This is a genomic window from Pseudomonas vancouverensis, assembly GCF_004348895.1.
In the GTDB taxonomy this organism is placed as follows: domain Bacteria; phylum Pseudomonadota; class Gammaproteobacteria; order Pseudomonadales; family Pseudomonadaceae; genus Aquipseudomonas; species Aquipseudomonas vancouverensis.
Window position 1 is genome coordinate 321,123 of the sequence record NZ_RRZK01000009.1, and the last position, 20,655, is coordinate 341,777.

23 protein-coding genes are annotated in these 20,655 nt (G+C 60.3%); 9 read left to right on the forward strand and 14 right to left on the reverse strand.

Features of this window, described 5'->3' with window-relative positions; translation table 11 throughout:
* Window positions 1–9 precede the first annotated feature (9 nt).
* The 5 genes from EIY72_RS11215 to srmL all read left to right on the forward strand — a co-directional run bounded on the left by EIY72_RS11215 (window position 10) and on the right by srmL (window position 5,596).
* A complete protein-coding gene (locus tag EIY72_RS11215) occupies window positions 10–1,062 on the forward strand; it encodes an agmatine deiminase family protein (RefSeq protein ID WP_093223611.1) in 1,053 nt (350 codons plus the stop codon).
* Between the two features lie 4 nt (window positions 1,063–1,066).
* Window positions 1,067–1,975, forward strand: coding sequence for an N-carbamoylputrescine amidase (aguB, locus tag EIY72_RS11220; RefSeq protein ID WP_093223608.1), 909 nt, complete (start codon window positions 1,067–1,069; stop codon window positions 1,973–1,975).
* 1 nt (window position 1,976) lies between these two features.
* A complete protein-coding gene (locus EIY72_RS11225; protein WP_093223605.1) occupies window positions 1,977–3,077 on the forward strand; it encodes an extracellular solute-binding protein in 1,101 nt (366 codons plus the stop codon).
* A gap of 55 nt (window positions 3,078–3,132) precedes the next feature.
* Window positions 3,133–4,257, forward strand: coding sequence for an agmatine deiminase family protein (locus tag EIY72_RS11230; protein ID WP_093223603.1), 1,125 nt, complete (start codon window positions 3,133–3,135; stop codon window positions 4,255–4,257).
* Between the two features lie 190 nt (window positions 4,258–4,447).
* On the forward strand, window positions 4,448–5,596 hold the full coding sequence (gene srmL, locus EIY72_RS11235) for a PheS-related mystery ligase SrmL (protein ID WP_093223600.1): 1,149 nt from the start codon (window positions 4,448–4,450) through the stop codon (window positions 5,594–5,596).
* Between the two features lie 114 nt (window positions 5,597–5,710).
* Here srmL and EIY72_RS11240 read toward each other — a convergent pair whose 3' ends face one another.
* From EIY72_RS11240 to EIY72_RS11280, 9 genes are all read right to left on the reverse strand, one after another.
* Window positions 5,711–6,139, reverse strand: a complete 429-nt coding sequence (locus tag EIY72_RS11240; RefSeq protein WP_093223597.1) for a nuclear transport factor 2 family protein — start codon at window positions 6,137–6,139, stop codon at window positions 5,711–5,713.
* A gap of 15 nt (window positions 6,140–6,154) precedes the next feature.
* A complete protein-coding gene (locus EIY72_RS11245; protein WP_093223595.1) occupies window positions 6,155–6,871 on the reverse strand; it encodes an SGNH/GDSL hydrolase family protein in 717 nt (238 codons plus the stop codon).
* A 16-nt stretch (window positions 6,872–6,887) separates the two neighbouring features.
* Window positions 6,888–7,445, reverse strand: a complete 558-nt coding sequence (locus EIY72_RS11250) for a chorismate mutase (RefSeq protein ID WP_093223592.1) — start codon at window positions 7,443–7,445, stop codon at window positions 6,888–6,890.
* Between the two features lie 81 nt (window positions 7,446–7,526).
* On the reverse strand, window positions 7,527–7,817 hold the full coding sequence (locus tag EIY72_RS11255) for a DUF7693 family protein (protein ID WP_093223589.1): 291 nt from the start codon (window positions 7,815–7,817) through the stop codon (window positions 7,527–7,529).
* 109 nt (window positions 7,818–7,926) lie between these two features.
* Complete coding sequence (locus EIY72_RS11260; RefSeq protein WP_093223586.1) at window positions 7,927–8,406, reverse strand: phage infection protein; 480 nt, start codon at window positions 8,404–8,406, stop codon at window positions 7,927–7,929.
* Window positions 8,407–8,541: 135 nt separating this feature from the next.
* Window positions 8,542–9,234, reverse strand: coding sequence for an RES family NAD+ phosphorylase (locus tag EIY72_RS11265; protein WP_093223583.1), 693 nt, complete (start codon window positions 9,232–9,234; stop codon window positions 8,542–8,544).
* Window positions 9,228–9,632: an antitoxin Xre-like helix-turn-helix domain-containing protein gene (locus EIY72_RS11270; protein ID WP_093223580.1), complete on the reverse strand. Its 405-nt coding sequence runs from the start codon at window positions 9,630–9,632 to the stop codon at window positions 9,228–9,230. Before EIY72_RS11270 ends, EIY72_RS11265 begins: the two co-directional genes overlap by 7 nt.
* An 81-nt stretch (window positions 9,633–9,713) precedes the next feature.
* Entirely contained in the window at window positions 9,714–11,081 is a 1,368-nt protein-coding gene (locus EIY72_RS11275) for an ATP-binding protein (RefSeq protein WP_093223577.1), read from the reverse strand.
* Window positions 11,078–11,740 (reverse strand): response regulator, encoded by a 663-nt coding sequence (locus EIY72_RS11280; RefSeq protein ID WP_093223575.1) that lies wholly within the window; start codon window positions 11,738–11,740, stop codon window positions 11,078–11,080. Before EIY72_RS11280 ends, EIY72_RS11275 begins: the two co-directional genes overlap by 4 nt.
* A gap of 218 nt (window positions 11,741–11,958) precedes the next feature.
* Between EIY72_RS11280 and EIY72_RS11285 the strand changes: the two genes are divergently transcribed.
* Genes EIY72_RS11285 through EIY72_RS11295 form a run of 3 tightly spaced genes read left to right on the forward strand, consistent with a single transcriptional unit; the run spans window position 11,959 to window position 15,930 of the window.
* Window positions 11,959–13,254 carry a sialidase family protein gene (locus EIY72_RS11285; RefSeq protein ID WP_093223572.1) on the forward strand — a complete coding sequence of 432 codons (1,296 nt, stop codon included), beginning with the start codon at window positions 11,959–11,961 and terminating at the stop codon, window positions 13,252–13,254.
* A complete protein-coding gene (locus tag EIY72_RS11290) occupies window positions 13,254–13,871 on the forward strand; it encodes a hypothetical protein (RefSeq protein ID WP_093223569.1) in 618 nt (205 codons plus the stop codon). The genes EIY72_RS11285 and EIY72_RS11290 overlap by 1 nt, the downstream gene beginning before the upstream one ends.
* A gap of 25 nt (window positions 13,872–13,896) precedes the next feature.
* A complete protein-coding gene (locus tag EIY72_RS11295) occupies window positions 13,897–15,930 on the forward strand; it encodes an LTA synthase family protein (protein ID WP_093223566.1) in 2,034 nt (677 codons plus the stop codon).
* Between the two features lie 32 nt (window positions 15,931–15,962).
* On the opposite strand, the gene EIY72_RS11300 is transcribed toward EIY72_RS11295, so the two are convergent.
* Window positions 15,963–17,543, reverse strand: coding sequence for an ArnT family glycosyltransferase (locus EIY72_RS11300; protein WP_093223563.1), 1,581 nt, complete (start codon window positions 17,541–17,543; stop codon window positions 15,963–15,965).
* Window positions 17,544–17,665: 122 nt separating this feature from the next.
* Complete coding sequence (locus EIY72_RS11305; RefSeq protein WP_093223560.1) at window positions 17,666–17,938, reverse strand: hypothetical protein; 273 nt, start codon at window positions 17,936–17,938, stop codon at window positions 17,666–17,668.
* A 201-nt stretch (window positions 17,939–18,139) separates the two neighbouring features.
* Here EIY72_RS11305 and EIY72_RS11310 point away from each other — a divergent pair, with 201 nt between their 5' ends.
* Window positions 18,140–18,685: an NMCC_0638 family (lipo)protein gene (locus EIY72_RS11310; RefSeq protein WP_093223554.1), complete on the forward strand. Its 546-nt coding sequence runs from the start codon at window positions 18,140–18,142 to the stop codon at window positions 18,683–18,685.
* A 64-nt stretch (window positions 18,686–18,749) separates the two neighbouring features.
* Here EIY72_RS11310 and EIY72_RS11315 read toward each other — a convergent pair whose 3' ends face one another.
* The 3 genes from EIY72_RS11315 to EIY72_RS11325 form a co-directional block, all read right to left on the reverse strand.
* Window positions 18,750–19,022 (reverse strand): hypothetical protein, encoded by a 273-nt coding sequence (locus EIY72_RS11315; RefSeq protein WP_093223551.1) that lies wholly within the window; start codon window positions 19,020–19,022, stop codon window positions 18,750–18,752.
* A gap of 435 nt (window positions 19,023–19,457) precedes the next feature.
* Window positions 19,458–20,081 carry a hypothetical protein gene (locus tag EIY72_RS30025; protein WP_197678796.1) on the reverse strand — a complete coding sequence of 208 codons (624 nt, stop codon included), beginning with the start codon at window positions 20,079–20,081 and terminating at the stop codon, window positions 19,458–19,460.
* On the reverse strand, window positions 20,078–20,575 hold the full coding sequence (locus tag EIY72_RS11325; RefSeq protein ID WP_093223545.1) for a CC0125/CC1285 family lipoprotein: 498 nt from the start codon (window positions 20,573–20,575) through the stop codon (window positions 20,078–20,080). Before EIY72_RS11325 ends, EIY72_RS30025 begins: the two co-directional genes overlap by 4 nt.
* Window positions 20,576–20,655 lie beyond the last annotated feature (80 nt).

Sequence of the window (20,655 nt, forward strand, 5' to 3'; positions counted from 1 at the left end):
GAGAGCATCATGCAGCAGAACGACAATAAAAACAGTGGTTGGATGATGCCCGCGGAATGGGTGACGCATGCCGCCACCTGGATGGTCTGGCCGCACAATCAGGCGCTGTGGGAGTCCGGCTGGCGCGTAACCCTGCCGCAGGTGCAGGAGGATTTCGCCCGGGTGGTCAACGCCATCGCCCGTTTCGAACCGGTGAAACTGGTGGTCGATCCGTCGGCAGTGGCCAGCGCCAAGGCCTTGTGCGGGGCGAACGTCGAATTCATCGAGCTGGCAGTCAACGACAGTTGGTGCCGCGACTCCGGTCCGAGCTTCGTCTGCCATCCACAGCAAGGCCTGGCCGGGGTGAGCTGGCGCTTCAATGCCTGGGGCGGCAAGTCGGCCCATGACCTGGACGAAAGCCTGGCCCGTCGTGCGCTCAATCAACTGGGCCTGGAATGTTTCGGCACGCCCCTGAGCAATGAGGGCGGCGCGATTCATGTCGACGGCGAAGGCACGCTGATCACCACTGAGTCGGTACTGCTCAACCCCAACCGCAACCCCGGCGTGACCAAGGCCGAGATCGAAGAGATTTTCAGCCGTCTGCTGGGGATCAAGAAGACCATCTGGCTGCCGGGCGACCCGGACTACGTCACCGGTGACATGACCGACGGCCACGTCGACGGCGTGTGCGCCTTCGCTCGCCCGGGTGTGTTGCTGGTGGATGCGACTCACGACAAGAGTTCGGTGTACGCCAAAGTGGCCGCGGAAAACCGTCGCGCCCTGGAACTGGCCACCGATGCCCAAGGCCGTCGCTTCGAGCTGATCGAACTGTATGAAGCCACTGATGCGGTGGACACTGAAGCCGAAGTGTTCTGCGCCTCCTACACCAACTTCTATATCGCCAACGGCGCGATCATCATGCCGGCCTACGGTATCGATGCCGATAACGTGGCAGCCGAAGTGTTGGCGCAGGCATTCCCCGGGCGTGAAGTGGTGCCGGTGCGCATCAACCACCTGGCCCATGGCGGCGGCGGTGTGCACTGCATCACCCAGCAACAGCCGGCCTGGCCGGTGCGGGGTTGATGCCATGACCTTGTTGACCGTCGCCACCACCCAGATGGCCTGTAACTGGGACCTGAAAAGCAACCTCGATCAGGCTGAGCAATTAGTCCGCGAGGCTGCGGCCAAAGGCGCGCAAGTCATCCTCCTGCAGGAGCTGTTCGCCACGCCTTACTTCTGCATCGAGCAACACCACAAGCACCTGGCCCTGGCCGAGGAATACCGCGAGAGCCAGGTGCTCAAGCGCTTCGCCGCGCTGGCCAAGGAGCTGGGCGTGGTGTTGCCATTGAGCTGGTACGAGAAGGCCGGCAATGCCTACTTCAACTCGCTGAGCGTGGCCGACGCCGACGGGCGCCTGCTGGGGGTGTACCGCAAGACCCACATCCCCAACGCAATCGGCTATCAGGAGAAGGAATACTTCAGCCCCGGCGACACCGGGTTCAAAGTCTGGGACACCGCCTTCGGGCGCGTCGGTGTGGGCATCTGCTGGGATCAGTGGTTCCCGGAGACCGCACGTTGCCTGGCGCTGATGGGCGCTGAGGTGTTGCTCTATCCCACGGCCATTGGCTCCGAACCAGGCTGTGCGAGCCTCGATTCGCGGGATCACTGGCAAATGACCATGCGCGGCCACGCTGCGGCCAACCTGCTGCCGGTGATCGCCGCCAACCGTGTCGGCCGTGAAGCCGCCACCACCGACCCGACCTTGCAAATGTCCTTCTACGGCTCGTCGTTCATCAGCAACCACAAGGGCAAGTTGCTCGCCGAAGCCGACCGCGACAGCACCGGTGTGCTGGTCCATACCCTGGACCTGGCGGCCATGCGCGAAGACCGCCTGACCTGGGGCATCTACCGCGACCGCCGTCCGGAAATGTACGGAGCACTGCTGACCCAGGACGGTCGCCAAATCCATTCGCGCTGGGCAACCCAAGGGGTCTGAGATGAAATCGATCAACACGCTGTGCCTGGCCATGGGGCTGGCGCTGAGCTGTGCCATGCCGTCACTGCACGCTGAAGAGAAAACCCTGCGCCTGTACAACTGGGCCGACTATTTTGCCGAAGACACCCTGAGCAAGTTCACCGCCGAAACCGGGATCAAGGTGATCTACGACGTCATGGACGGCAGCGAAACCCTGGAAGCCAAGATGCTCGCCGGCGGCAGCGGCTACGACCTGATCTTCCCCGGTGACACGGTGGCCGAGCGCCTGATGCGTGCCGGCAGCCTGCAGAAGCTGGATCAGTCGAAAATCACCGCGATGAACGACATCGAACCGGGCCTGCAAAAACTGCGCTCGCATTACGAGCATTCCCACGATGCCACCGTGCCCTACACCTGGGGCACCATCGGCCTGACCTACAACGCCGAGCAAATCGCCAAGCGTGCGCCGGATGCGCCGGTCAACAGCCTCGACATGCTGTTCAAACCGGAGCTGGCGGCGAAGTTTGCCGACTGCGGCATCTCGATGATCGACTCGCCGGACGAAGTGCTGGCGGTGGTGCTCAACTACCTTGGCCGTGATCCGCGCAGTGCCAAGCCGGCAGACCTGGCGGCGGCCAGTGAGTTGCTGATGAAACTGCGGCCGTACATCCGCAAGTTCCAGTCGCAACCGGTGACCGACCTGGTCAACGGCAACCTGTGCATGTCCCTCGGCTACAGCGGCGACATGACCCAGGCCCAGCGCACTTCCGACAGTGCCGGCAAGAAAACCACCTTCCACTACCGCATCCCCCGCGAGGGCACCACGGTGTGGATGGACACCATGGCCATTCCGGTCGACGCGCAGCACCCGGAGTACGCCTACGCGTTCATCAACTTCGTCATGCGTCCACAGAACATGGCGGCGATCAGCAACTTCACCGGTTACCCGACCTCCAACGCCAAGGCGCGGCCGGACGTTGACCCGGCCATGCGCAACAACCCGGACATCTACCTCGACGAAGCCACCTATGCGCGGCTGATTCCCGGCAAAGACATACCTCAGGCCGACATGCGGGCACGCATGCGCACCTGGACCAAGTTCAAAACCGCTACTGTTAAATGACCGCCGGCCGGCCCGCGCAGGGCCGGCCCGCAGCCGAACCATTCAAGGAAACGTTATGCCGACACGTCGAACATTCATCAAGCAGGTATCGGCCGTTGCCGGTTGGGGCGCCGCGGCGTCCATGGGCCTGGGGTTCGCATCGCTACCGGTGCGAGCCGCCACACTCAAGCCCTGGTACATGCCGGATGAAGGCGACACCCACCAGCGGGCGTTCATCGCGTTCGGCGCGCAGGACGCCATCTGGGAAGACTTCACGCCCCAGGTGCAAGACGCCCTGGGCCGGATTGCCCGTGCCATTGCCGACTATGAACCGGTCACCGTGTTCTGCCGCGAGGACGAGCGCGACCTGGCCGAAGCCAAGTGCGGCAAGCACAACACCACCTTCGTCATCACCGAGCTGGATGACATCTGGATGCGCGACATCAGCGCCAACTTCGTCATCGACGGTGACGGAAACCTGGGCGCGGTGGATTTCAACTTCAACGGCTGGGGCAACAAACAACAACACGAGAGCGATGCGCAACTGGCCGCCCAAGTCGCGAAAAACGCTAAGGCCAGCTACATCCGCAGCGAACTGGTGGGCGAGGGCGGCGCCATCGAAGTGGACGGCCACGGCACCGGTATCATGACCGAAAGCAGCTGGGTCAATGCCAACCGCAACCGCGACTGGAGCCGCGCCGAAGTCGAGGCGGAACTGAAAGAGCGACTGGGCCTGCGCAAGATCATCTGGCTGCCGGGGATCAAGGGCAAGGACATCACCGATGCCCACGTCGACTTCTACGCACGCTTCGTCAAACCCGGCGTGGTCATCGCCAACCTCGACAACGATCCGGACTCCTACGACTACAAAGTCACCCGTGCCCATCTGGAGATTTTGCAGAACGCCACCGATGCCGATGGCCGTCCGTTGCAGGTGCACACCGTGTCGCCGCCATTGCATCCGCGCGGCAGTAAATTCAGTCAGGACAACCCGGACTTCGCCGCGGGCTACATCAACTATTTCGTGATCAACGGCGCGATCATTGCGCCCGAATTCGGCGATGAAGAGGCCGACGCCAAGGCCTTCGACCTGCTGTCCGAGTTGTACCCGGAGCGCAAGGTGGTGCAGCTCAATATCGATGCGATTTCGGCGGGCGGTGGCGGGATTCACTGCGTGACCAGTCATCAGCCGAAGGTTTGATGGTTGTTCTGAAAGTGGAGGAACCGGTTCCTCCTTTTTCCGCAGTAAGTAGTCCGTGGATGTAGTACGGCTCTGAAAATATTCAAAGCACTTTGCTTTTCATTGTGGAGGCTGTTCGCAGGTAGTTAGGTTGATAGAGGGGGGCCGTGTCTGCGGACTCAACTTCTATTCAACGAAAAGGAACTACTTAATGCGAGAGGCAAAAAAGCATCTGACAGACGAGTCTGTACACCAAGCCTTGATGATGGCGGACTTGACCGACGCTGCGCAGCCCGACCACGCCGTTCGGCTTCTGTTGAAAGAAGTCCTGCAAGGATTGTTCGATAACGGCTGGCCGCAAGCGCTGCTTCAGACCGGGCCGCGAATTGTGTCCGCGGAAGAAAATTACGGGCTACTCGGTTATGACACCTCGGAAGTCACCCTTGGAAGTGCGCACACGCGATGGGTCGACGATTTCTCGTTGTTGCGGACCCAGACCACCAGCCAGATTCCCGCGGCACTTCAGCGTGCGGCAAAGGTTCGACAACCGGGGCAGAGGATCCTGTTGGCCGCGCCGGGTATCACGTTCCGCCGCGATAGCCGGGATCGTTGGCATTGCGCGGAACCGCATCAAATGGATATCTGGGTGCTGGGTGATCCCGAGCTGGCGACACATGAGCACTTGTTGCGTCTGGTCAACGATGTTCTTGAATCCGCCGTGCCAGAAAAATCCTGGATTTACAGTGATAGCCCGCATCACTACACCGAGGGTGGAATCGAGGTGAATGTGTTGAACGATGGCGCACCGGTCGAGGTACTGGAGTGCGGTCGTATTGCGCAAACTTTGTTAAGACGTCTGGGTATTGATCCTCTGCTTCACGGGGGGCTGGCGCTCGGAATGGGCCTGGATCGCTTGACCATGCTGCGCAAAGGCATTCCCGACATTCGACTGCTTCGAGATCAGAACGAGCGAGTGCAGGCGCAGATGCACGACTTGAATCCGTGGAATCCGGTATCGCGATTGCCGTCGATCGCTCGCGATATTTCCTTGGCGGTATCACCGGGTTTGAGCGAGGAGTTGTTGACCGAGAAGATGTTGCTGGCCGCCGGGGATTGTTCAGGCTGGATCGAGGAGATGCAGGTCAAAGGGCGTTGGACATTCTCTAACTTGCCGGTGCAGGCGAGCGAACGTCTCGGGTTGATGCCAGGTCAGGAGAATGTGCTGCTGCGGGTGGTGCTGCGTGATTGTTCGCGGTCAATCACTAACGCTGAGGCGAACGCGCTGTACGCGAAAATCCAGGCCGCGTTGCATGAGGGTGTACCGGGGGCGGGGTACAGGATGGATCTTCCGCAGGTTTAGCCAGTCTTCGTGTTGGGTGTTCTCGCCTCATCGCTGGCAGGCCCGTTCCCGCAAGTGAGGCTTGAATTGCAGGAGCCGGCTTGCTGCGGGCGACTCCTGCAAGATTGCGCTGAATCAGGCCTTTGCAGCCTTCAAGTAAGCCCCCAACCGCTGCCCCATCTGCTCACCCAGCGCCTGCAAGCCACTCAACGGCCGCACCATCACTTCAAACTCGACAATCTTGCCTTGCTCGTTGAAGCGGATCATGTCGATGCCTTTGAGTTCTTTGCCGTCGACCCTGGCGCTGAACTCGAGGATCACGTTCAAGCCATCCGCGGTGGCCAGTTCCCGGTGATAGGTGAAGTCTTCGAATACGTTCATCACGGTGTTGAGGATCATCGACACCACCGGCGCGCCCGGGTACGGCGTGTGCGCCATCGGTGAGCGGAACACCGCTTGCGGGTCGAGCATCGTCGGCAACTGGCTCAGGTCCTTGCGGCTGACCATGTCGTGCCAGTGCTGGAGGGAGGCTGCGGCGTTGGCGTGCAGATTCAGTTCGGACATTGCAACTCCTGTTTTTTATTGTTGTGCAAAGCGTTGGTCGATCACTCGGGCCGCATCGTCGGCCCACTGACTGTAGATCTTCGGCCCCGGATGAAACCCGTCGCTGGCCATCAACCCGGCCTCGGGGGCCAGCGAGATGTTCAGCAGCGTGCATTGCTCCAGCCGCGTGGTCAGGTCTGCAAGTCGGGTATTGAAACGCCGCGCCCTGAAACCGAGAAACCAGCGCAATGGCTGTGGCAAGGCGGGGAACAGGTGCATCGGCGGCACTGGCGATACAAGAATCAGCTTTACCGCAAATTTGTCGCACAGCAGTTTCATCAAGCGCTGTTGCCGATCGATCCACGGATCCACCGCCAGCGTGCCGGTCACGTCGTTGACGCCTATCGACAGCAACGCCACGTCGAAGGGCTCGGCGACTTGCTGTTCCAGCAGGTCCAGCAACGCTTGCGAGTCCAGCCCCGAGCGTGCCCAGAGTTGCCACGACACTCGATGCCGTTCGGCCAGGCGTTTGACCAACCGACCGCTCAAGGCCTGATCCTGAGTCAAGGCTCCCACGCCCGCTGCAGCGCTGTCACCGACTATCAGCACGCGTAATGAAGCGCCATCACCGGCCTCGCCCCGGCGCTCACCTTCAGCTTCCGGCAACTTCGGCGTGACGCGCCGAGTGTGAAGCCCCTGCAGCAACAACAACGGGCCGAGCAGCAACTTGGCGAGGGTTTCGGTGTGGCTCATGCAAGGCACCTACGACTCAGTTACCCACGATGCACAACTCGCCGGTCGCGCGAATCATCGCCTGGCCATGCAGGTAATCCTTGATCAGCGCCGAGCGCTCTTTGGCCAGCCATTGCGGGCAGTTCGGGTCTTTGCGGTAGGGCAGGAACGCCGCGTATTGCTTGAGCAACTGGTCCTGCAACTTGTCGAGTTTGGGCCGGATTTCCTTGTTCAGGTCCGGCCGCGGTGTATCCGGCGCCCGGTGCGCGGCTTGCCATTGCGCCAATCGGCCATATTGCACCAGCTTGCTGGCCTCGATCTGGGCGGACATCAGGTCGGCGACATCGTCCGGGTCGAGTTTGCGCTTGGCCGCCTCGACTTTGGCGTTGGCCACGACCTGGGCTTCCCGGGCGTTGTCCTGAATCGGTTTGCCACTGTCCCACTTGGTCAGCGCCACCAGTTCGCTGAGGTACAGCCGCTGGTCCATGGTCGACAGCAGCGGTTGCAGGGCGTCGGGCGCCGGTGGCGTGGTGTCTGCCTGTGCGTTGCAAGCGAGCAGGCCGAGCAAAACGCAGGCAAGGTGGGTTCGGGACATTGGCAGGGCCTCCTTGGACACGGAAATCACTTCGGCCTGTTTATCACAAGTGCGATCAGGGAACGATAGGAGGCGAAACAATCAGCCGATTAAACGCTCGATCTGCGCCAGCTCCCAAGTGCTGAGCAAACTCACCGGGTCGGTGCCGAAGCGCTGATGGTTATCGAATTCATAGGTTCGACCGTCCGGGCTCTGGCCTTGCAGGCAGTGGCGAAGGTGCCCGGCATCAACATCCAGGGTCAGGCGCCAGCCGTCGATGTCGACCCGTGTCTGGCCGGCCACCGTGGTTCTGTTTAAAACCGTGAAGGTGCGAATACCCTGGGCGGCGTCACGCAGTTGTTGATAAACCTCGCGGGCGGTGAGGGCGGGCACGGGTGTCTCCGGGAGAAAAGCGGGGGCACAGAATAATCCATTGGCATGCAAAAAAGCCCGGCTGTTGAGGCCGGGCTTTTTCGTTGAGGACCGCGGTAAAACCAGACATTCAGGCAGCGCGGTATTTGATCAGGCGATCCGAGCCACCTTCGGCGACGCGGTTTTGCATCAGTTTGTCGGAACCGTCAGCAGCGACGCGGTTTTGCTGGAGTTTGTCGGAGCCGTCAGCGGCAACGCGGTTCTGCTGGAGTTTGTCGGAACCGTCAGCGGCGACGCGGTTTTGCTGGAGTTTGTCCGAACCGTCAGCAGCCACACGGTTTTGCTGGAGTTTGTCCGAACCATCGGCGGCCACACGGTTTTGCATCAATTTGTCCGAACCATCAGCAGCCACGCGGCGTTCCAGCAGACGGTCGGAACCGCCTTCAGCCACACGTTTTTCAATCAGGCGATCGGAACCACCCTCGGCCACACGACGTTCAATCAGACGATCCGCACCACCTTCAGCGACGACTGGCTGGGTAGCGGTAGCGGCGAAAGCGTTTACTGCGAAAACCGAGAAAGCGATGCTGAGAAGGGTCTGGCGTTTCATGATGGTGTGCTCCGGGGGTATTTGTTGGTTGGTATGGAGCAGATGTTACGCCCGGGATTTTTTAAGAGAACTTCATTGAGTTAATGGTGACTATCGACTCCGTCAATGACTGTTCAAGTCGGTATTGGCACACCCTCAGGCCGCGCTGATCTGGCTCACGCTGGTGATCTGCCCGTTCCACACTATCTCGTAGTGGGCCGTCTGCACGATCGACGACACCGGGCGCGGCGTCATCAGTGCCCAGCAATGGCTGCCGGGCTGGCGCACCGAGTGATACTTCAAGCCCGGACAGCCGGCGTCCCTGATTGCCTGGCCCAGCAGCCGGGATTGGCTGTAGTCGTCCGGGGCATACACCGGATCTTCGGACGGCAGGGTGGTGGCGTCTTGCATACCGCGCTCGACAAAACCGCAAGCCAGGCCGCGAAACACAAAGCGCTCATAGTTCAGGCTCGGCACGTTCGACCAGTACAGGCTCTGGTGATGGCGGACCTCGGCCAGTGCCGTCTCCATCGTGTCCGCCAGGTACAACACCCCGAAGGTGCCATCGCTGAACCGCGAACCCGCCGGATTGATGTGGGTGAAAGGCGCAATGGCATAGGAGCAACCGGGAATGCCGAACGGGATCTCGCTACGCGCAATCAGCTCCAGTTGACCCAGTTCGTTTTTCAAACGGGGATTGGTCAGCGCCTGAATCTCGAACAGCAGTTCGAACTCATCGGCGCTCGCCACGTCATCGAACAAGGCAATGGGTGGAAACTTCGAGTTCACCAGCCGATAAGCCTGCAAGGCCTTCCCGGCGAGCTGCGGCAAGCGACGGGCACTCACCATTGCGCGCCGCGCAGCATGTCGATGCGGCGGAAGGTTTCATACAGCGCGATCATGTCGCCCTGGGCCATGATGTCCAGCGGGCTGCGGCCATTGAAGAACTCGTTGTGATTGGCCATCGAGACGAAGCCGTAGACGTTGTCCGGGTTGTCGAACACCAGGCGCAAGGTCGCATGGATGTTCAGGACAAAACTGATGCGCTGCATCTGATCCGCGTCCAGCGCCACCGACCAATCGGGATCATGCTGGCGCGCGCGGGTGTAGGTGCTGCGGGAAATGCGCAGGATGCGGCAGGCTTGATCGCCGGTTGCCTGCCACTTTTCCAGAATGCCGACGGCGGCACGCAGGCCGGTCACGCACTGGCTTTTGCTGAAGGAGCGGGGTTGCGAGGCGACGGCCATCTTCGTGTCCCAAGTCTGAATCTATAGATTCAAACGTAGTCTTTTTGAATCTATAGAGCAAATCATCGGCGACCAGTGGCCTCAGCGTTCATTCAGCCGCAACTCCGCGCACAAGCCGCCTTGAGGCAGGTTGTAGAGCTTCAGGCTGCTGCCGATCTTGCCCACGATCATCTCGACGATGGCCAGTCCGAGGCCGGCACCGTTGGCGTTGCCCTGGCTGTAGAAACGCTCGAACAGGCGCGCCTGCTCGGCTTCGTCGATACCCGGCCCGCTGTCGGCGATGCTGATGTACACCGCGCCGGATGCCTGTGGGCGGATCTGTACGCGGACTTCACTGCCGGCGGGGGAGAAGTTCAGGGCGTTGGTCAGCAGGTTTTGCAGGGCGATGGTCAGTGCCACCGGGTCGATGGGTATGTCCAGTTCCAGATCGCTGTCGAGGATCAGCTCGACCTCTTTCTGCAGGGCCAGCGGCGCCAGTTCGGCCAATTCTTCGCGTACCAGCGCGGTCAGTTCGACGTGGCTGATTTGTGGATGATTCAGCCGCGGTTCGATGCGCGCCATGGTCAGTAACTGGCTGCCGATGCGGGTGGCGCGGTCGACCCCGGTGACCAGAAACTCCAGCGCCTCCTGCCGTTGCTCCTCGGTGCTGGCTTGCTGTGCGTTCTGCGCATGAATGCGCAGGATCGCCAGCGGCGTGCGCAATTCGTGGGCCGCATCGGCGATGAAACGGCGTTCCCGCGCCAGCAGGCTGTCGATCTGTGCGAGCAGGCCGTTGATGGCGGTCTGCATCGGTTCCAGGTCAACGGGCAACGGCTCGAGCTTGAGTGGCTGGAGCGTCTCGGTGTTACGGCCGCGGATGGCCTGGGTCATGGCCCGCAGTGGTTTGAGGCCACGGCCGATGGCCAGCCAGATCAGCATCGCCAGCAGCGGTACACCGATCAGCGACGGCCACAGGGTATGGTTGACGATGCGCTGGATCAGGTCCTGGCGCACGTCATCGCGCTCGCCGACCCAGATCAGCAAGCCCTGTTGCGGGTCGGCCAGCAGGAAGGCGCACCAGTCCTGACCGTTCTCCGTCAGGTCGTGGGAACCGAGGGTAGCGGGCGGAAACTCAAGGGCCGGGGCCTCGGCAGAACGCATCAGCAGTTGCCCGTCACTGCGCCACACCTGAAAGGTCAGGCGGGTTTCATAGGGGTGGGCCACCTCACCGTCGCCGACCCGGCTCATGGCGTCATCGAAGGCGTGGTACAGACGGTCCCAATCGGCATCGCCCTTTGCCTGTTGGCGCAAAACGCCTTGCAGCAGTCGTGCGCTTTGCGCCAGTTGGGCGTCGTAGACCTCTTCGATTTCGTGATGGCTGTCGCGCAGTGCCAGCCAACTGATCAGCACATCGCCGATCAACACCAGCACCAGGGCCGGCACCAGAATGCGTGTACGCACCGAAATCATGGCTTCAGCTCCACGACATACCCCACACCGCGCACGGTGCGAATCAGTTCGGTAAAGAGCTTTTTACGCAGGTTGTGGATCAGCACTTCCAGGGTGTTGCTTTCGACCCGGTCCTGCCAGCCGTACAGCGCACGCGACAGGCGCTCACGGGTGACCACCTTGCCCGGGCGGGCCATCAGTTGATGCAGCAACTGATATTCCATCGGCGTCACCACAACGGGCTGGCCCTGATAGCTGACTTGCTGGGTGGCCGGGTCAAGGCTGACACCGGCGTGCTCGAGCAGCGGTTGCGCGCGGCCCTGGCTGCGGCGCAGCAGGGCGCGGACCCGGGCCTTGAGCTCGTCGACATCGAAGGGTTTGATCAGGTAGTCGTCGGCACCGGCGTCGAGCCCGGCGATTCTGTCGGCGGTGCCGTCGCGGGCGGTCAGGATCAATACCGGAAGGTCCTGCTGATCGGCCCGCAACTGCTGCAACAACGCCAGGCCATCAAGCCGTGGCAGGCCGAGGTCGAGCAGCAGCAGGTCGAAGGATTCGCTGTTCAATGCGTGCCGGGCGCTGAGGCCGTCCTGCAACCAGTCGAGGGTATAGCCTTCGGCACCCAGGGCGACGCGGATGCCCTGGCCCAAGGCACGATCATCTTCGACAAGCAGCAGGCGCATGGGCGGTACCCGGTAAAAGTGGAGGCTGGAACGGCGGCATCATGCCGCTCCCGGTAGTCCACTGGCAGTCCCTTTGCCGGGAAAGATGTTACGGCACGTTGCCAACTAAGCTTTCACTAAGCTTGGTTTTGCACAGTGCGGCCTCCTGACCAGGCATGCGTGCTTCCCAGCGTTCATATGCAGCCTGTCGCAGCCCGTCCACCTGCACCAGGTTACCCATGCGCCCGTTTTCCTTTCGTCTGACCTTCACCCTCGGCAGTGTGCTGCTGGCATGCATTTTCGTTGCAGCCTGGCGCAGTCATCCAGAGCACGTATTGAGCGGATTCGCCCAGGCCGAACCGACGCCTGCGGCGGCAACCGAAAAAACCGCCGCGCTCTACACCAGCCGCTTCGTCTCCTCGCGGCTGGACGACTTTGTTCACTCTTCCTCCGTCACTTCATTGCCGGGGGGCAACCTGATGGCGGTGTGGTTCGCCGGTTCTCGCGAAGGGGCGGCCGATGTGCAGGTGCGGGCCTCACACTATGACGCCAGGAGTGGCGAGTGGGGCGCCGAGCAGGTGCTGGCCACGCGCGAGTCGACCCGCGACGGCACGCGCCGGTTCATCCGCAAGCTGGGTAACCCGGTGATCGCCCTGGCACCGGACAATCGCCTGTGGCTGTTCTACGTCTCGGTCTCGGTCGGCGGCTGGGCCGGCAGCGCCATCAATGCCATGGTCTCCGATGATCTGGGGCGCAACTGGTCGGCGCCACGGCAACTGGTGACTTCGCCCTTCTTCAACATCAGCACGCTGGTGCGTGCGGCGCCGGTGTTCCATGCCGATGGCTCCATCGGCTTGCCGATCTACCACGAGTTCCTCGGCAAGTTCGCCGAATACCTGTACCTGAGCGCCGACGGGGCGGTGATCGACAAATTCCGCATCAGTCGCGGCACCCATGCCTTGCAGCCGACCATCGTACCCCAGGACGAGCGCCGTGCCGTGGCCATGCTGCGTTATGCCGGCAACACCCATCATCGGGTCCTGGCCAGCCGTACCGAAGACGCCGGGCAGACCTGGAGCGAGCCCTATCCGCTGGAACCGGCCAATCCGAACTCTTCGCTGGCCGCCGTGGGCACTGCTGATGACGGTTTGCTGGTGGCGCTGAACGATCTGCGCGACGGCCGCTTCCGGTTGAGCCTGTACGGCACCAATGCTGGCCTCGACGACTGGCGCAACCTGGTCGAGCTCGATCAATCGCCCGATCCCCTGGGCAAGGCCTTCGAGCCCGAGGCCTTCAAGGCCATCATCGGTGAAGGTTTTCGTGCCTCCAGCGGCACCCGGCGCCTGCCCCTTGAACAGAGATTCCTGAGCAACCTGGATTACCGGGTGTGCAAGCCCTCGGGCTGTGAATTCGAGTACGAGTACCCGTACTTCAGCCGTGGCCCGGACGGCCTGTACCACCTGGTCTATTCGTGGAACAACACCTTCATCAAACATGTCAGCTTCAATGAGGCCTGGCTGGCGGAGCGTCTGTAATGCTACCTCTCTGGCAAGCTCACCTGAGTTTCATCCTGGCGCTGTTCGTGCTGCTGGGGTCGTTCAATTTCACCGCCACCTGGCGCCCGTGGCTGTTGCCGGCGCTGGCGTTGGTCAGTTTTCTGCCGGTCGAGGGGCTGTCACTCGCCGCGTATATCCGCAGCTACACCGATGACCTGGCGATCACCTCCCTGGTGTTCCTGGGCTGGGCCGCTTTGCGCCGTCTGGGCCTGGTGCAGCCGTTGACGCTGGCCCGTCGCAGCCAGGTGTTGCTGGTGTTTGCCGTGTGCGGGCTGATCCTCTATCCCGCCACCCTCGGCCTGACGTATTTCGACCCTTATCGCTGGGGCTACAACCCGCGGCCGATGATCCTGCTGGTCGGGCTGGCGGCGATGGCGCTGTTGTGTCTGCGCAATGCCCTGGGCATGTGCATGCTCGCGCTCGGCACCCTGGCTTTCGCCCTGCGCCTGAAAGTGTCGGAGAACTACTGGGATTACCTGATCGACCCGTTGCTGGCGGGCTACTGCGTGTTGGCCGGGGCAAAACTGCTGGCGCTGAGCGCGTGGCGCAAGCTGCGTCCCGCACCCGTGGCGGCAACGCCTTCGCTCAACGGCTGAACGAATCACCACACCGAGGTAAACGATGGGCTGGTTGCAATCACGACGCCTGCGCTACGGCGCCGGCGCCATAGGTTTGATGTTCTTGTTGTTCGCTCTGCTGCGGCTGGTGTTTCTGCTGGGGTTTTCCGGGGTCGATCCGCGCGCGGTAGTCGACAACCCGCAGTGGCTGGAAACCCTGGGCATCGGTCTGCGATTCGATCTGCGTCTGGCGGTGCTGCTGATGCTGCCGCTGGCGTTGCTGGCATGGTTGCCACGCTGGAACCTTGTGCGTACCCCGGTATTGCGTGGGTTTATGCGTACCTATCTGCTATCGGCGTTGTGCGTGGTCGGACTGGTGTACATCATCGACTTCGGCCACTACGCCTACCTCGGCGTGCGCATCAACGCGACGGTGATGCGCTATCTGCAAGACGCACAGATTTCCACGCAGATGGTCTGGGAAACCTACCCGGTGTTGTGGATCAGCGCAGGTTGGCTGGCGGTGGTGGGGCTGTGGTTCTATGGGCTGGTGCGCCTGGAGCGGCTGACCCTGGATCGCGAACCGACAGAGATCCGCCGTAGATCCGTTGCCTTCGGTGCCGGGCTCGGCGTGGTTGCGGTGCTGCTGGCACTGTTGGGCCGGGTGGAAAATCTCAACCTGGAAAACCCGGTGCCGCTGCGCTGGAGCGATGCGTTTTTCACCGGCAACAGCCAGATTGCTGCACTGGGGCTCAACCCGGTGATCTTCCTTTACGACACGCTCAAGGTCGGCCAGTCGCAATACAACGAAGCGCAGGTGCGGGAACATTACCCGGCCGTCGCACGCTACCTCGGCGTGAATCAACCGGATGCACAAACCCTGAGTTTCGTACGACAACAAACCGTGCAGCCCTATAAAGTTGCCGGCGAACGCCCGCCCAACGTCATCTTCGTCATGCTTGAATCCCTGGGTACCAGCGCGGTGGGTGCCTACGGCAACCCGTTGAACCCGACGCCAAACCTCGATCGCCTGGCGGAGCAGAGCTGGTTCTTCAGGCACTTCTACGTGCCGGTCACCGGCACCGCGAAAACCGTCTGGGCCAGCATCACCGGCGTGCCCGATGTCACCCGCCAGGAAACGGCCACGCGCCATCCGCTGATCACCAACCAGCACACCCTGATCAACGCCTTCACCGACTACCACAAGCTGTACATGATCGGCGGCAACGCCGGCTGGGCGAACATCAACGCCTTGATCCGGCAAAGCATCGACGGCGTGCAGTTGTATGACGAAAGCCACTGGCGCTCACCGCTGGTGGATGTCTGGGGCATTTCCGATCTCGACCTGTTCAAGGAAAGCGACCGCATCTTGCGCGAACTGCCCAAGGACAAACCTTTCTTCGCCTACCTGCAAACCTCCGGCAACCACCGTCCGTTCACCATTCCCAAGGACAACGACGGCTTTGAAGTCAGCCACCTGACACTCGAACAAGTTCAGGCCGCCGGCTCGCGCAGCGTCGAGCAATACAACGCCGTGCGCCTGCTGGACTTCAACATCGGTCGCTTGATGGAGATCGCGAAGGAGGGCGGTTACTACGACAACACCATTTTCGTGTTCTTTGGCGACCACAACACCCGCATCAGCCAGATCCCGCACATGGCGCCGGCCTTCGAGCAATTGGGCCTGGAAAGCAACAACGTGCCGATGCTGATCCACGCACCGGCCTTGTTGCAGCCCAGGGTGATCGAGGAAGCGGTTGGCCTGGCGGACCTGCTGCCGACGGTGGCAGGCATGGCCGGCATGCCGTTCAGCAACGGCGCCATGGGCCGGGACATCCAGCAACCGGCGCCGGAAGGCGAGCGTGTGGTACCGCTGGTGCTGCGCGAAGGCACCTTTCCGTTGATTGGCGGCGTGACCCAACATCACCTGCTGCAAATGCAACACGACGGCAGCTCGCCGACCTTGCATGACCTGGCGTCGAAAACGCCGATGGAAGACGTGTCTGCGCAGAACCCCGAGGAATTCAACCGTCTGGTGGAGCTGACGCGCGGGCTGCATGAAAGCTCGAGGTTGATGCTTTATCGCAACGTGCGCTGACCAGGCTCCTAAAAACTTCGTGTTGTCTGCTTTTACGGTTGCACCGAGGCTTGCGTGTCCGTAGCCGCGCTCGCCTTGGGAACAAACGCCACGCTGCCCGTCTCGTTCGTGTGAAACACTCGGGCGCCATTGTTGGGTTTGGTGGTGATCATTTGATGGTCCGCCGCCAGATAAGCCAGGGGCAAGCGCTTGATGTCCTCGTACTGGGCGACAAAGATCGTGCGCTCGGGATTCCACGCCTGACCGCTCTGCTTTTCCAGCCAGGCCATCAGTGCAGCACTGTCGCCCGTTTGCGGAATGTCCGAATCCGGCACGACGTAATAGAAGGGCGAGCCATGGTTCTGCAGGTACATCGGCACCTTGTTGTCGACGTCCACCAGCACCAGGCGCCACTCATTCCACGGCGCCGTCTTGCTCGCTTCGGCCTGCAGGTCTTTGGAAAATTGCATAACCCCGCCACCGCCACCGTTGGTCCACGGATACACCACACCCAGCACAATGAACACGAAGCCCGTCGCGGCAGCGATGCCCTTGGTCCAGCCCGGCCCGCTGACCTTGCCGGCCGCGCGTCGCTCGGCCAGGCGCCGGGTCACCCACCAGGCCCCGAGCAACTGGGCAAAGGGCACCAGCGGCAATACGTAGTAACTGCGCCGACTGCCACTGGCAGTGAAAAACAGGAACAACAGGCCCAGCCCCCAGATCAGCCAGCGCACGTTGGGCTCTGTATGCTTCCAGTGACGCACCGCCAGCCACAGGCCGAGCAACCAGCAAGGCGCCCAGGGCAGGGTGTAGACCGGCAGGTACAGCAGATAGGTGTAGATCGGGCCGATGTTGTCGAAGGGCTTGAAGAAACGAACCACGTTCTCCTTGAACACCAGGCCCAGCCCGCTTTCCCCGTAGGTCGGCGCGCCGTAACGATGGGACAGCATGAACGGCACCATGTACACCACGCCGCCCACCAGCAGCGCCAGGCACAGGCGCGGGTTGAGGTGTTTCTTCCAACGCCCCTCGGCCAGCAGGTGCGGCAACAGCATCAACCCCGGCAGGATGAAACCGATCAGCCCCTTGAGCAGTGACGTCAGCGACAGCAGCAGGAAAAACACCAGATAGCGACTCAGCCGGGTGTCCTCCGGGCCGCGCCAGTACCACCAGATCGCCGCCAATACCCCGCACACCGTGAGGATGTCCGCCGTGGCCACTCGCGACCAGAACACGAAGTAAAAGGTCGTCGCCAGAAACCACCCGGCAATCAGGCCGGTGCCTTTGCTGTAGAGCTTTTCGCCAATCAGGTAGACCAGCCAGATGCTCAACCAGGCGGACAATACCGTCGACAAGCGCAGCGACCAGTGCCCCAGCCCGCCCATCAAATGCGCCGTGGCGGTGATCAGCCAGTAAGACGGCAGCGGCTTGTCGTAATAGGGCGAGCCCTTGAGGTAGGGGTCGAAGTAGTCACCGCTTTGCAGCATCTGCAGCGCAATGTTCGCCCAACGCGTCTCCGCGCCCCACAGCTCACGGGCACCCAGGCCGAACAGCAGGAGCAACGCAGAAACCCCCAGCAACAGGAACAGCGCGCCACGGTCGGTTTTCAGAAATCGGACTAACGAATTATTCATGACGGCTTCGCGTTCACGCAGGAATGGCGCCGGGGAGGCGAGTGATGCGTGAAGGCTATCCGGGCAAATGTGATGGGCTTGTGAGGAGATTGAGAAGAAAGCGTTGAGGGCGTCGTAAGGATTTACTTTCGGCACTCGGCGAGCACCACTTGGCAGGTGTTCGGCGTACCACCGGAGCGACCGGCGTAACGGATGCAATTGTTCAGGGATTTCTGCTTGGCGATGCTCAGGCTGGAACCCCAGGCGAGACCGCCTTCACCGGCGGTGGGGACGGCTTTTGCGTAGCAGTTTGCGCCTGTGGTTGCGGATTTGTGCGCGCAGCCGGTCAGTAGCGTAAGGAAGACCAGAAACAGCAAGCTCCATGAAACGTCGCGACGCGCTGGTTTGCCGATCATTCTGATCTCCCCTTTATCGGTGCTCGTCTTCGAGAACCACTGTGTCACAGCCCTTTGGCAATGCGTGGAGGAAAAGTTCCGGAATGCCTCCTACGCTACAGGCACTCTGAAAAGGATTTCATGAAGTCGACGACGTGTTGTCCACACTCCGGGCGATGACTCTCCTGATCAGCGGCATTGTTGGTTTTCAGGAGATTGCCCATGCTCAGATTCTTCGCCCCCGTACTTCTGATCACTTTGACCTCGACTGTTTGCCTGGCCAGCGAAGGCGATGACGCAGCTAACGCCTTCGCACAGCAATACCTGAGGAGCTGCATGCACAACCTCCCCAATCTTGAGGCAATGCGCAAACAACTCCAGGCATTCCCCAAACTGCCTACTGAAAAAGCCACGCTGTTTCTGACAGGTAAACCTGGCGACGCCTGGCCCGTGCCAGATAAACACGGCACCTTCGTCCTCGCTCTGCCTGAAGGCGAGAACTTTTGCGTGTTGTATGCCCGCCGGGCGAATACCGAAGTTGCCATCCAGTTGTTCACGAAACTGGTCTCCAAACCACCTGCACCCCTGACGGCAAAACTTGTGAAAAACGAACAGACGCAAACAGCTGCGAATGGACCAACTCAGACCATCGCCTATGAATGGTCAGCGCCCGATGTGAAACGGCGGTTTCAGTTCATCCTGTCTACGGCACCGTCGGAGACGGCGCAATTGCAGGTGATGGCTTCGGCGGCGATTGTGGGGGATTGAGGTTTGACTTGAATTGAAGGTGAGGTCCAGCAAAAGAGCGGGCGCATTTAGCGCCCGTTTTCATTTACGACGCGACTTGTGCCCGCAATCTGCGCCCGATCACGTCCATCAGGTCGCAACCGTCCCGCAATGGAATGACCAACAGTTTGGAGAAATCTTCCAGCACCACCGTGTCGCACCCGAGCTCGGAGCGATAGGCAATGTTCTCCAACACCTGCGTAACCACGCGAATACGGTAATCCGCCATGGCTTGCAGGACGTCGAGGGGGGCTTGGGTGTCGATAAGGAGAGAAGCCGGAACCAGGTCGATTCCAGTAATGGGCATGTATCTTTCCATGGATAAAACTCCGATCAATGCAACGATTGACTGCCGCTCATTCGTCGCCAAACGAATGGGTGACAGCTGTACGCAGGTTGGCGAACCGGGATCGGAAAACCGGCAGACCCGAAGGTCTCCCGCGCACAGCTGCCATAACGACAGCTTTGCGTGCATGCAACAGCACCTGCAAAAAAGCAGAGTGCTTTTGCATCCGATCGAACAGGTCGCCAAACCTGGTCGCCATTTGGGCGACGGGGCGGACTATAAGCTTCATTGGGTTAGAGGGGCAAGAAGCTGGTTTCCACATCGTGAAAGGACATGAGGGTTGAGCATTGCCCGTTGTTAACTGTGGGAGCTCATTTTTTGGCAGCGGCCAACGACACAAAAAATAGGGCTCCTATTTATGCGGTGTAGTTATCCGATCTGAGTTGTTCGCTGGCAGAACCAAAACCCTCAATTCCTGCCACGTGTTCGCAAAGCCATTGCCGCCTTAAGCCATGAGTCTCTGGTGCTGGGTAAATTGCAGCCCGGTGGTGAAGCCGCACCTGCCGCGAAAAAAGTTAACCCGACAGACCTTAATCTTTGTTGAGCTTTGAGGCCCAATGCGACTATGAATGCTTTGGAAAGTAAATCCAATTGTGGTTTCAGATAGCACGAAGAACATGCTCGCCAAGCAGTTGATTTAACCGATTTTCCTTCTTCAGGTGCTGAACAAAGGAGGGATTCGGTCATCCAGGTTTTGCGGAGTTGGTCATCAAAAGGCTCATCAGGAAAACAGAGATCCAAAATTGTCCGAACGTTGCGGTGGATTAAATCAGTTCCGTGTTTCATGCACTGGTAGGTGTATTCCAGCGTAGTTTCCATCGTTTTGTGATTCTCTGAAAAATGAGGGTCGCCGGGTTCCGCAAATACCAATACGAGCTCAACATCAGAAATCGAGCTAGTAGCTCCTAGAAAACCACGAGGCACGTGCCCGTTTCCCGGGTCCCAAATGAGAGAATTACAGGCGCCGGCAAAATTGCGACATGGGGCATAGGCCGGCTCGAGAATTTTTAGCAGCTCATTGCAGGGCTTCATTTAATTCCATACCTCGATTTAAGAGATGTAATTACGAGGTTCGCTTCGAACACCAACGCTTGCGTTATTGGTTTATCTTTAAAACAAACAATCGTATTGGTGGTGTTTGGATAGGTGAAAAGGAAACTCTGCCCTCCATAGGTCGTGGCAGTTCCGTATGTGGTGTTACCAATAGCGGTAGCGGAAGCTTGTGTCGTTGTGGGTGCCACATAACTTGCGCCAGTAGAGTTGTCGGCATTGGTCACAATCACGAAATAGGGAAACCCGTTTTTCAAGGCCACTTCGGCGCTACGAAGTAGAGCAAGATCCGTTACTCGACTGCGAGAGTCGTAGCCATCGCCTTGAAAACCGACCTGAAAAATATTTTCACCAAGCTGAGTGTCAAAGTATCCGTTGAACCCAGGGAAATTGCTCTGCGGGGTGTAGGTTGACGCACAAGAGGAAAGGAGCAGGATGGCGAGCAGATGAAATGCAATTTTCAATGACGTATTCATAAAGACTCCTGACTGATTTTTCTTGGTCCGGGTAGTGAAAATACGTCGCTATGTTGTGATTTATCGTAGCGTAGAATCGC